The sequence below is a fragment of the Corallococcus sp. EGB genome (genome assembly GCF_019968905.1).
Lineage (GTDB): Bacteria > Myxococcota > Myxococcia > Myxococcales > Myxococcaceae > Corallococcus.
In genome coordinates, this window is record NZ_CP079946.1 from 8,856,507 (window position 1) to 8,868,206 (window position 11,700).

At 71.6% G+C, this 11,700-nt stretch carries 10 protein-coding genes; 7 read left to right on the forward strand and 3 right to left on the reverse strand.

Features of this window, described 5'->3' with window-relative positions:
• Positions 1-93 precede the first annotated feature (93 nt).
• Genes KYK13_RS36170 through KYK13_RS36180 form a run of 3 tightly spaced genes read left to right on the forward strand, consistent with a single transcriptional unit; the run spans position 94 to position 4,029 of the window.
• Positions 94-861 (forward strand): SDR family oxidoreductase, encoded by a 768-nt coding sequence (locus tag KYK13_RS36170; protein ID WP_223639359.1) that lies wholly within the window; start codon positions 94-96, stop codon positions 859-861.
• 55 nt (positions 862-916) lie between these two features.
• On the forward strand, positions 917-2,698 hold the full coding sequence (locus KYK13_RS36175) for a monovalent cation:proton antiporter-2 (CPA2) family protein (RefSeq protein WP_223639362.1): 1,782 nt from the start codon (positions 917-919) through the stop codon (positions 2,696-2,698).
• 11 nt (positions 2,699-2,709) lie between these two features.
• A complete protein-coding gene (locus KYK13_RS36180) occupies positions 2,710-4,029 on the forward strand; it encodes a dicarboxylate/amino acid:cation symporter (protein WP_223639364.1) in 1,320 nt (439 codons plus the stop codon).
• A 16-nt stretch (positions 4,030-4,045) separates the two neighbouring features.
• Here KYK13_RS36180 and KYK13_RS36185 read toward each other — a convergent pair whose 3' ends face one another.
• Positions 4,046-4,429, reverse strand: coding sequence for a response regulator (locus tag KYK13_RS36185; protein ID WP_223639365.1), 384 nt, complete (start codon positions 4,427-4,429; stop codon positions 4,046-4,048).
• A 287-nt stretch (positions 4,430-4,716) separates the two neighbouring features.
• On the opposite strand from KYK13_RS36185, the gene KYK13_RS36190 reads away from it, so the two are divergent.
• From KYK13_RS36190 to KYK13_RS36205, 4 genes are all read left to right on the forward strand, one after another.
• Entirely contained in the window at positions 4,717-4,914 is a 198-nt protein-coding gene (locus KYK13_RS36190; protein ID WP_223639367.1) for a hypothetical protein, read from the forward strand.
• Between the two features lie 99 nt (positions 4,915-5,013).
• Entirely contained in the window at positions 5,014-6,492 is a 1,479-nt protein-coding gene (locus KYK13_RS36195) for a sensor histidine kinase (protein ID WP_223639370.1), read from the forward strand.
• Positions 6,474-7,871: a sigma-54 dependent transcriptional regulator gene (locus KYK13_RS36200; protein ID WP_223639372.1), complete on the forward strand. Its 1,398-nt coding sequence runs from the start codon at positions 6,474-6,476 to the stop codon at positions 7,869-7,871. Before KYK13_RS36195 ends, KYK13_RS36200 begins: the two co-directional genes overlap by 19 nt.
• Before the next feature lie 454 nt (positions 7,872-8,325).
• Positions 8,326-9,843: an ATP-binding protein gene (locus KYK13_RS36205; protein ID WP_223639374.1), complete on the forward strand. Its 1,518-nt coding sequence runs from the start codon at positions 8,326-8,328 to the stop codon at positions 9,841-9,843.
• 1 nt (position 9,844) lies between these two features.
• On the opposite strand, the gene cheB is transcribed toward KYK13_RS36205, so the two are convergent.
• Both cheB and KYK13_RS36215 read right to left on the reverse strand, forming a co-directional pair.
• On the reverse strand, positions 9,845-10,876 hold the full coding sequence (cheB, locus tag KYK13_RS36210; protein ID WP_223639377.1) for a chemotaxis-specific protein-glutamate methyltransferase CheB: 1,032 nt from the start codon (positions 10,874-10,876) through the stop codon (positions 9,845-9,847).
• Complete coding sequence (locus tag KYK13_RS36215) at positions 10,873-11,694, reverse strand: protein-glutamate O-methyltransferase CheR (protein ID WP_223639380.1); 822 nt, start codon at positions 11,692-11,694, stop codon at positions 10,873-10,875. Before KYK13_RS36215 ends, cheB begins: the two co-directional genes overlap by 4 nt.
• Between the last annotated feature and the right edge of the window lie 6 nt (positions 11,695-11,700).

An 11,700-nucleotide genomic window follows, 5' to 3' on the forward strand; every position in this document is an offset into this window, starting at 1 on the left:
GATTCCAGACCTACTCCCGGCAGCCTCTGTTTCCTATCCCTTGGCCTGTCTCGCGAGAGCCGCACCCTTCCCCAGCGCGAGCAGGAGTCACCCATGGCATCCCCCACGCTCTCCTTGTCCGGCCGCGTCGCCGTCATCACCGGCGCCTCCAGCGGCATTGGCGCCGCCACCGCCCTGCGCCTTGCCCGGGACGGCGCGAGCGTCGCCCTGCTCGCACGCCGCAAGGAGCGGCTGGACGCGCTCGTCTCCACCCTCACGCAAGAGGGGGGACGGGCGCTCGCCCTGGGCGCCGACCTGCTGGACGCGCGGTCCGTGAAGGAGGCCGCGAAGGCCATCGCGGGCGAGCTGGGCGTCGTGGACCTGGTCCTCAACAACGCCGGCTACATGCGGCCCACGCCCCTGGAGGCCCACCCCACGGCGGACTGGGAGCGGATGATTGATGTGAACGTGAAGGCCAGCGTCCGCGTCGCGGAGACCTTCGTGGAGCCGCTGCTGGCGGCGGCGAAGGCGGGCGGGCGCTCGGACCTCATCAACGTGTCGTCCGTCATCGCGCAGACGGTGGCCCCGAACTTCAACGTCTACGCGGCCACCAAGGCCGCCGTCACCCACCTGTCCCGCCACCTGCGCGCGGAGCTGGGCCCCCGCTTCGTCCGCGTGATGGCCCTGGAGCCCGGCCTGGTGGACACGGAGCTGCACGACGGCAACACCGACCCGGGCGCGCGGGCCTGGCTGGAGGGTGCCCGGAAGTCGCTCACCTGGATGTCGCCCGAGGAGGTCGCGGGCATCATCGCCTTCGCCACCGCCCAGCCCCGGCACATCAACTTCCAGCAGCTCACCCTCATGCCCACCCAGCAGCCCTGAGCCGTACCCCACGCCTGTTGCCGAGGTGGCCTTCAGCGTGCCATGCAGGCGCCTTATGTCCTTTCTGCATCAGGCGCTGGTGTTCCTGGCCGCCACGGTCATCGCCGTGCCCCTCTTCAAGAAGCTGGGACTGGGGTCCGTGCTGGGCTACCTGGCGGCGGGCGCGGCCATCGGGCCGTATGGCGCGGGGCTCGTGTCCGACGTGGAGAACATCCTCCACATCGCGGAGCTGGGCGTGGTGCTGCTCTTGTTCGTGATTGGCCTGGAGCTGCAGCCGTCGCGCCTGTGGAGCCTGCGCCGCAACGTGTTCGGCATGGGCGGCGCGCAGGTGGTGCTGACGGGCGTGCTGCTCGCGGGCGTGGGCAAGGCGCTGGGGCTGTCCTGGGGCGCGGCCATCATCGCGGGCTTCGGCCTGTCCCTGTCCTCCACCGCGTTCGCGCTCCAGCTGCTCGCGGAGAAGAACCAGCTCACCACCGAGCACGGCCAGCTGGCCTTCGGCATCCTCCTGTTCCAGGACCTGGCCGTCATCCCGCTGCTGGCCGCGCTGCCGCTTCTGGGCACCTCCGACACGCCGTCCACGGAGGCCGGGTGGCTGGTGGCCCTGAAGGCCGTGGGCGCGGTGGTGCTGGTGGTGCTGGCGGGCCGCTACCTCCTGCGGCCGGTGTTCCGCGCGGTGGCGTCCGTGCACAGCCAGGAGCTGTTCACCGCGACGGCGCTGCTCGTCGTCGTGGGCACCGCGTCGCTGGTCAGCGCGGTGGGGCTGTCCATGGCGCTGGGCGCCTTCCTCGCGGGCGTGCTGCTGTCGGAGTCCGAGTACCGCCACGAGCTGGAAGCGGACATCGAGCCCTTCAAGGGCCTGCTCCTGGGCCTGTTCTTCATCGCCGTGGGCATGTCCGTGAACCTGGAGCTGCTCGCGCGCGAGCCCCTGCGCGTGCTGGCGCTGGTGCTGGGCCTCACCTTCCTCAAGGCGCTGGTGCTGTACGGCCTGGGGCGCGTGGGGCTGAAGAAGCCGGGCTCCGCGGAGAGCCTGGCGGTGGTGATTTCGCAGGGCGGTGAGTTCGCCTTCGTCCTCTTCTCCCTGGCGGTGTCCTTCCACGTGATGGACCGCGAGCAGGCGGACCTGCTGGTGCTGGTGGTGGGCCTGTCCATGGTGGTGACGCCGTTCCTGTCCGCCATCCACGAGCGCTGGGTGGCGCCGCGCTTCAAGCAGAAGGGCCCGCAGCGCGAATACAACGTGGCCCCGGAGGAGGACCACCCGGTCATCATCGCGGGCATGGGGCGCGTGGGACAGGTCGTGGCCCGCCTGCTGCGCGCCCGGCGCATCGGGTTCACCGCCATTGACGCGAGCGCGGAGCACATCGACTTCATCCAGCGCTTCGGCAACCAGGTGTTCTACGGCGACGCGTCCCGGCTGGACCTCTTGCGCGCGGCCCGCGCGGAGAAGGCCCGGGTGTTCGTGCTGGCCATCGACGACATGGCCGCGTCCCTGCGCACCGCGCAGATGGTGAAGGAGCACTTCCCGCACCTGACCATCTACGCGCGGGCGCGCAACCGCGAGCACGCCTACCGCCTGCTGGACATGGGCGTCACCCATCTGATCCGCGAGACGTTCGACGCGAGCCTCGTCATGGCCGGCGACGTGCTCCAGGAGATGGGCCTCACCTTCGCGGAGGCCCGCCGCTCCGTGGAGCGCTTCCGCGAGCACGACGAGTCCCTGATGCGGGAGACCGCCAAGGTCTTCAAGGACGAGAAGAAGATGATGGAGGTCATCGTCCGCGCGCGCCGTGAGCTGGAGCAGCTGTTCGAAAAGGACGAAGCCGAGCAGAAGTCGGCCTGAGGGACACGCCCATGAGCGCCGACGCGTCCGCTGGCTCCTCGAAGTCCTCCTCGCGCCTCTACCTGTGGGTGCTGGCCGCCATCTTCGCGGGGGGCCTGCTGGGCCACCTGGCGCCGTCCACGGCGGTGAAGCTCAAGCCGCTGGGCGACGGGTTCATCGCGCTGGTGAAGATGCTCATCTCCCCGGTCATCTTCCTGACCGTGGTGCTGGGCGTGGCCAACGTGGCGGACATGAAGAAGGTGGGCCGGGTGGGCGGCAAGGCGCTGCTCTACTTCGAGGTCGTCTCCACGTTCGCGCTCTTCATCGGCGTGCTGGTGGTGAGGGTGCTCAAGCCCGGCTCCGGCTTCAACGTGGACCCTCGCACGCTGGACGCGGGCGCCGTGGCCCGCTTCGCCCAGCAGGCGCATGACCAGTCCACCGCGGGCTTCCTGCTGCACATCATCCCGCGCACCTTCGTGGACGCCTTCACCGGCGAGGGCGACCTGCTCCAGGTGCTGCTGCTGGCGCTGCTCTTCGGCTTCTCGCTCACGGCCATTGGCGCCACGGCGAAGCCCGTGGTCGTCCTCCTGGAGGCGCTCTCCCAGGCCTTCTTCCACATGATCCGCACGGTGATGAAGCTGGCGCCCATTGGCGCGGGCGCGTCCATGGCCTTCACGCTGGGCGCCTACGGCGTCACCAGCCTGGGGCCGCTCTTGCGCCTCATGGGGTGCTTCTACCTGGCGTGCGTGCTCTTCGTCGTCGGCGTGCTGGGCCTGGTGGCGCGGCTGAATGGCTTCTCCATCCTCAAGTTCCTGCGCTACATCCGCGCGGAGCTGCTGCTGGTGCTGGGCACGTCGTCGTCGGAGTCCGCGCTGGTGCCGCTGATGCAGAAGCTGGAGCGGCTGGGGTGCTCGAAGTCCGTGGTGGGGCTGGTGGTGCCCAGCGGCTACTCCTTCAACCTGGACGGCACCAACATCTACCTCACCATGGCGGCGCTGTTCGTGGCCCAGGCGCTCAACGTGGAGCTCACCTTCACCCAGACGGCCACGCTGCTGGGCGTGGCGATGCTCACGTCCAAGGGCGCCTCCGGCGTGACGGGCGCGGGCTTCATCACCCTGGCCGCCACGCTGGCGGTGGTGCCGTCCGTGCCGGTGGCGGGGCTGGCCCTCATCCTGGGCATCGACCGGTTCATGAGCGAGGCGCGCGCCATCACCAACTTCATTGGCAACGGCGTGGCCAGCATCGTCGTGTCCCGGTGGGAGAACGAGCTGGACCGCGAGCGGCTGCGCGCCGAGCTCGACGGCCGGTCCGTCCCGGAGGTCCCGCCGGCCGACGCGGGGACGCCGGCCTGAGCCCCCGGGCCCTGATTCAGGGGTGCGCCACCGCGTCGCGCACCGCGGCCTTCAGCACGTCCAGGTCCACCGGCTTGTCCAGCAGCTGCCGGGCGCCCAGCCGCAGCGCCTCCGCGTGCGTCTCCTCGTCCGCGAAGGCGCTGAGCAGCAGCACGGGGCACGTGACGCCCTGCGCGCGCAGCCGCCCGAGCGCCTCCAGCCCGGTGCGCCCCGGCATGCGCACGTCGCTGACGATGAGGTCCGGCGGAGCGAGCGAGCCGCCGTGGCCCTGCATCATCGCCACGTAGTCCCCCAGCTCGAAGCCGTCCTCCACCTCCACCACCGTGTAGCCCGAGCGCGTCAGCGTGCGCACCAGCATCGCCCGCATCGCGTCGTCGTCCTCGGCCACCAGGATGCGCACGGCGGGCGCCGCTTCTTCGTGTGGAGGTGCGTTCGACATCTGGGTGCGGAAGGAGCACGGCGCATGCCACGCCCCTGCGTTCCATGGCTTGAAGGGACGTGGATCCGTCGTGCCGCATGCGGTCCCGGGGCATCCTGCCCCCACCGGGGCAATGTGCCCCAGGCATGCATGGCCATTCCGCCTCGCGTTGGCAGCGCCCTACTCGGGGACGGGGGTTGGCACGGCGGATGCTCTAGCCCTTGTCAGCCCCGCACCTCACTTCTCGCGGGCCCATACGGAGTCTCTCCATGAAGCGCACGTCCGCCCTGGTCCTCGGTCTCTCCCTGTCCCTCGCCTCCATGGGCGCGTTCGCCGCCGCCCCCAAGTCCACCAAGAGCGCGCCCGCCCAGACCCAGCCGAAGGCCGGCGCCAAGGCGAAGAAGGCGAAGCAGCCGGCCGGCCAGAAGGCCTCCGCCGCCCCGGCCGAGGGCTCGGGCAGCAACTAGCCAAACCCCGTCGTGACGCAGCACCCGCGGTACCCGTAGCGTACCTCCCCGGTCCGTGTGTTCCTTCCCCCTCACGCACGAACCGGGGGTTGCCTTTTCGTGAAGCTCGCTCGCAAGTTCACCCTGGCCCTGGTGCTGCTCGCCGTCGCGGTGATGGCCGGCCTCCAGGCGTTCCAGGTCAACCGGGAGCTCGCGCGGTCGGAGATCGACTCGCAGCACGACCACCGCCTGCTCGGCCACACGCTGGCCGGCTCCATTGGCAAGGCGTGGCAGCTGGCGGGCGAAGCCGAAGCGCTCACGCTCCTCAACCAGGCCAACCGCTTCCAGGAGCAGGTGCGGCTGCGCTGGGTGTGGCTGGATGGCGGGCCGGGCTCCGGCTTCGCGCCGGCGCTGCCCCCGGCCCTGCTGGCCAGCCTGCGCGAGGGGCACGATGGCTGGTTGATGGACACGTCCAACAGCCCGGGCGTGCTGCGCTCGTACACGCCGGTGTTCCTGGGCCGGCGCATGGGCGCCATCGAAATCACCGAGTCCCTGTCCGAACAGGAGCAGCACGTGCGCACCACCGTGCTGGGCACCTTCATCGCCACGGCGGCGCTGTCCGTGTTCTTCCTCCTGGCCGCCATGGCCATGGGCCGCAGGCTGGTGGGCCGGCCCGTGGAGCAGCTGGTGCACCTTGCGGGGCGCATTGGCGAGGGCGACCTCACCGCGCGCGTCCCCCTGCGGCGCGAGCAGGGCGACGAGCTGACGACCCTGGCGGTGGCCATGAACCGGATGGGTGAGCAGCTGGAGGAGACGCGGGCGCGGCTGGCGTCGGAGACGCAGGCGCGCCTGGCCACGGTGGAGCACCTGCGCCACGCGGACCGGCTCACCACCGTGGGCAAGCTCGCCTCCGGCGTGGCGCATGAGCTGGGCACGCCGCTCAACGTCGTCATGGGCCGCGCGAAGATGGTCTCCTCCGGCGAGGCGGAGGGCGACGAGGTGAACGAGTGCGCCCGCATCATCTTCCAGCAGGCGCAGCACATGACCGGCATCATCCGGCAGCTCCTGGACTTCGCACGGCGCCGCGCGCCGTCCCGGGCGCCGGAGGACCTGTCGCTCCTGGCGGAGCGCACCCTGCAGCTGCTCAAGCCCATGGCCACCAAGCGCAGCGTGACGCTGTCCCAGGAGGTGCCCCCGGGCTTCATCGTGGAGGTGGACGCGGGGCAGTTCCAGCAGGTGCTCACCAACCTGGTGATGAACGGCCTCCAGGCGACGAACCGGCCCGGCACCCTGCGGGTGCGCTCGCAGGTGCTGCGCGCCACGCCGCCCGCGGACGTGGGCGGCCCGGAGCAGGACTGGGTGCGGCTGGACGTGGAGGACGAGGGCTCGGGCATCCCGCCGGACGTGCTGCCCCACGTCTTCGAGCCCTTCTTCACCACCAAGGACGTGGGCGAGGGAACGGGGCTCGGATTGTCCGTCTCCTATGGGATGGTGCGGGACCACGGCGGCTGGATTGACGTGAAAAGTGAACCAGGCCGTGGGAGTTGTTTCTCCATCTACCTGCCGCCAGGGACGCACGCATGCCAGGCCGCATCCTGATTGTCGAAGACGAGCGCGAGATGCGCACGATGGTGGAGAAGGGCCTCCAGCGCCGGGGCTTCCAGCCCCTGGCCGTGGCCGCCGCGGACGAGGCCCTCCAGCGGCTGGCCGCCGAGGACTTCGACACCGTCCTCACCGACCTGCGCATGCCGGGCATGGACGGCCTGGCGCTGTGCGAGCGCATCGTGCTCAACCGGCCGGACATCCCCGTGGTGGTCGTCACCGCCTTCGGCAGCCTGGAGACGGCGGTGGCCGCCATCCGCGCGGGCGCCTACGACTTCATCACCAAGCCCATCGACCTGGACGCCCTGGTGCTGGTGCTGGAGCGCGCCGTGCAGCACCGCGCCCTGCGCGCGGAGGTGCGCCGGCTGCGCCAGGCCCTGGATCAGCGCCAGGACGACGGCGCGCTCGTGGGAGAGAGCCCCGCGCTCAAGCAGGCGTACGCGCTCATCGACCGGGTGGCGGACGTGGACGCCACGGTGCTGATCACGGGCGAGAGCGGCACGGGCAAGGAGGTGGCCGCGCGCGCCCTCCACGCGCGGGGCCGGCGCAGGGAGGGGCCCTTCGTGGCCATCAACTGCGCGGCCATGCCGGAGCAGCTCCTGGAGAGCGAGCTGTTCGGCCACGCCAAGGGCGCCTTCACCGACGCGAAGGCGTCGCGCACCGGCCTCTTCATCAAGGCCAACGGCGGCACGCTGTTCCTGGATGAGGTGGGCGAGCTGCCCATGACGCTCCAGCCGAAGCTGCTGCGCGCGCTCCAGGAGCGCGTGGTGCGCCCGGTGGGCGGCGACACGGAGATGCCCTTCGACGCGCGCATCGTCGCGGCGACCAACCGCGACCTGGAGCTGGCGGTGGAGGAGAACCGCTTCCGCGAGGACCTCTACTACCGGCTCAACGTCATCGGCCTGGAGCTGCCCCCGCTGCGCGCTCGCGGCAACGACGTGCTGCTCCTGTCGCAGCGCTTCGTGGAGCAGTTCGCGTCCCGCACGGGCAAGACGGTGGTGGGGCTGTCCCCCGCCGCCGCGCAGCGCCTGCTGGCCTACGGCTGGCCGGGCAACGTGCGCGAACTGCAGAACTGCATCGAGCGCGCCGTGGCGCTCACGTCCTTCGAACAGCTCACCGTGGACGACCTGCCGGAGCGCATCCGCAACTACAGCACGCCGCGCGTGGTGCCGGAGAACACGGACCCGTCGGAGCTGGTGACGCTGGAGGAGCTGGAGCGCCGCTACATCCACCGCGTGCTGGAGGCGGTGGGCGGCAGCCGCACGCTCGCCGCGCGCATCCTGGGCGTGGACCGCAAGACGCTCTACCGCAAGCTGGAGCGCGGCGACGCCGAGGCCCGCGAGGCCAAGGAGCCTCGGGAAGCGAAGAAGCCCTGAGGCGGGGTGGCGTCCACCCCCTTCCTTCCCAGCTCTTGAGAGCGGCGCCATCCGCTCCGGTCACAACCCTCCACCGGGGCCACCCGCCAGGGAGGGCCGGACGGGGGTGTGCCGCAGGGAACGCGGCTCATCCCTCCGGGCGGGCCCCCGCTTCGCGTTTCGCGCGCTATGGTTCCGGGAGGATGCGCCCCGTCCCCCTCCAGAGCCGTGTCTTCTGTCGCATGGCGGACCTCTCCCAGGGCCTGGGCGACAAGAACGTCACAGACCCGTTCCCTCCTGGAGGTTCCTCCCTACCCTCGGAAATCCACGAGTTCTTGAATCGAGTCACGGGCGGTCAGGACGCCCTGCGCTGTCCTGGTTCCGTGTTCCGGCGATGAAGCCGGGCACGCTCCATGGCAGTGCTGTGTTCTCCACCTGAAGGAACCAACCGCTCCCGCACCCCGACAATCCGCCGATGGCCCAAGCCCCTGCCCGCCCGCGCTCCCGTCCCACCGCCCCGTCACCGACGGAGTCCTCCGGCCCGGGTCTGCTCGCGCTGTTGGAGGGGCTGCCGGAGGCCTTCCTCGGCGTGGACGCGGGCTGGCGCATCACCTGGCTGAGCCGGCGCATGCGCGAGCTGCTGGGCCCGCGCATCCAGCCGGGGGACGACCTTCGAAAGAAGGCGGCGGACGTGCTGGGCCTGGCCGGGCACCTGCGCCTGGACGCCCCCGCGACCGAGCAGGCCGCCGCCGCGCCCTATGAGCACCGCTGGCACGAGGGCGGCTTCTGCTTCGAGGTGAGCCCCCAGCCCGTGGACGGCGGCCTGCTGGTGCACTGCCGCGACATCACCCGCGAGTTCCAGGCCCGCCATGAGCTGCAGCGCGCGGGCGAGCTCTTCCAGTCCGTGATGGAGGGCACCACCGACGCCATCTACATCAAGGACATGGAGGGCCGTTACCAGGTCATCAACTCCGCGGGCGCGCGGGCCCTGGGCCGCACCGTGTCCGAGGTGCGCGGGCGCACCGACGCGGAGCTCTTCCCGCCGGACGAGACGCAGGTCAACCTGAGGCACGACCGGGACGTGCTCAAGGCGGGCCATCCCCTCACCTACGAGGACTCGCAGAAGGACCCCCACGGGGACACGCGCGTGTGGCTGTCCACCAAGGGCCCGCTGCGCGACCCGGAAGGCAACGTGTTCGGCCTGTTCGGCATCAGCCGCGACATCACCCAGCGCAAGTGGGCGGAAGAGGAGGTGCGCCGGCACGCCGAGTTCCAGGAACACCTGATGGGCATCATCAGCCACGACATCCGCAGCCCGCTCGGCGCCATCATGAACTGGTCGCGCGTGCTCGCGGCCGGCGGCCCCGCGGAGGAGACGGCGCGCACCAGCCGGCGCATCGCCACCGCGGCGGTGCGCATCGAGCGGCTGACGCGCCTCTTGCTGGACTTCACCCGCGCCCGGCTGGTGGGCGGCGTGGTGATAGAGCCGCGCGGCACGGACACGAAGGAGCTGCTCACCAAGGTGGCGCACGAGTTCCGCGTGGCCTTCCCGCAGCGCGACATCGTGGTGGAGCACAAGGGCAACACGCAGGGGCACTGGGACCCGGACCGCCTGGCGCAGGTGGTGTCCAACCTGGTGGAGAACGCCCTCAAGTACAGCCCGGCGGACGCGCCCGTGCGCCTGTCCACGCACGGCCTGCGCAACAAGGTGATGATGACGGTCCACAACCAGGGCCGCCCCATCCCGGAAGCCACCCTGCCCCACCTCTTCGAACCCTTCCGCCAGGGCCCGCAGCAGACGCGCACGCTGAAGATGAGCTACGGCCTGGGGCTCTACATCGTGCGGGAGATCGTCCACGCGCACGGCGGCACCATCGACGTCACCTCCACCGAGGACGCCGGCACCACCTTCACCGTCACGCTGCCGCGCCGCGCGCCGCCCCGGAAGGGCCCGCCGCCCGAGCCGCCCCCGCCGCCTCCGCACCGCACCTGACTCAGACGAAGCGGGAGATGAGGGGCACCAGCTCGGCCAGCGGCGCGCTGCCGTTGGACAGGCCCGCCTCCGCCACCGCGCGCGGCATGCCGTACACCACGCAGGAGGACTCCGCCTCCGTGAGCACCACGCCGCCCGCGGCGCGCACGGCGCGCGCGCCCTGGAGGCCGTCCTCGCCCATGCCGGTGAGGACCAGGCCCAGGGCGTCCTTCCCCCAGACGTCCGCCACGCTCTGGAAGAGCACGTCCACGGAGGGGTGGTGCGGGGTGCCCAGCGGGTTGCGGTCCAGGCGCACCAGGTTGAGCGCCCCGTGCCGCGCCACCTTCAGGTGGTGGCCCGCGCGCGCCAGCACCGCGCGGCCCGGCACCAGCTCCAGGCCGTCGCTGGCCTCCACCACCTCCAGCGCGCTCTGCGAGTCCAGCCGCTTCGCCACGGCCTCCGTGTAGCCAGCGGGGATGTGCAGCGCGAGCACCACCGGCGCCGGGAAGTCCCGGGGCAGCGCGCCCAACAGCCGCGTCAGCGCCTGCGGCCCCCCCGTGGACGTGCCCACGGCCAGCAGCTTCGTCGACGCCAGGGGCAGGGACCGCGGGGACGGGGCGCTCACGGCGGCCGCGAGCGCCGTCGCGTAGCGCGGCACCGCGCGCCCCGCGACGCGCACCTTCTCCACCAGCTCCGCGCCCAGCTCGTAGAGCCGGTCCGTGGCGAGCGCCGTGGGCTTGTGCACCAGGTCCACCGCCCCCGCCTCGAGCGCGGCCACCGCCAGCTCGCTGTCCGTGCCCGCGCTGCTCACCACCACCACGCGAGGCGCGTCCGGCATGCCGCCCAGCGCGCGCAGGAAGCCCGCGCCGTCCAGCGACGGCATCACCAGGTCCAGGGTGATGACGTCCGGCTTGAGCTCCGTCACGCGCTCCAGCGCGTCCAGCCCGTCGCGCGCGGTGCCCACCACCTCCAGCCCCTCCGCCTCCGACAGCACCTTGCGCAGCACCTTGCGCGCGAACGCGGAGTCGTCCACCACCAGCACGCGCAACGTCATGGGTCCGCCTTGCTGTAGAAGAACGAGCCGCGGCGCTCCTCGCAGCGCAACGCCGTGCCGAAGCGCATCAGCGACTCGGACGTGCCCACCACCAGGTGGCCGCCGGGCCGCAGCGCCCCGGTGAGGCCGTCCACCACGCGGCGCGCGGTGTCGTCCTGGAAGTAGATGAGCACGTTGCGGCAGAGGACGGCGTCGCAGCTGCCCGGCTCCGGGTAGCGCTCCATGTCCACCAGGTTGAGCTGGCGCCACTCCACGCGGGCCATCAGCTCCGGCCGCACGCGGGGACGGCCGTCCACCAGGTCCACCCAGCGCCCCATCACGCCCGGAGGCAGCGCGCGCAGGCAGCGCAGGTTGTGCTCCCCCGCCTTCGCGCGCTCCAGCGCCCGGGCGCTCAGGTCCGTGGCGAGGATGGACACGTCGTTCAGCACGCCGCGCGCGTCCAGCACCATGGCCAGCGTGAGGGGCTCCTCGCCGGTGGAGGACGCCGCGCACCACACCCGGGGCTTGCGGCCGGCGCGGACCTCCGGAACGAGCAGCTCGTCCACCAGCACCTCCAGCGCCTGGGGCTCCCGGAAGAAGTACGTCTCGTGGACGAGCAGCGCCTCCACCAGTGAGTCCAGCGCCTCCAGCCCCTTCGGGTCGTAGCGGAGGAAGTAGTAGTAGTCGAGCAGCGAGTCGAACCCGGCGTCCAGCGCGCGGGTGGACAGCTTCTCCGCCAGCAGGTCCCGGTCCTCGGGCCCGTAGTGCAGCCCCGAGCGTTGCTCGATGAGCATGGAGAGGATGGCCAGGACCTGCGGGGACAGCGGCAGCGCGTTCATGGGCCG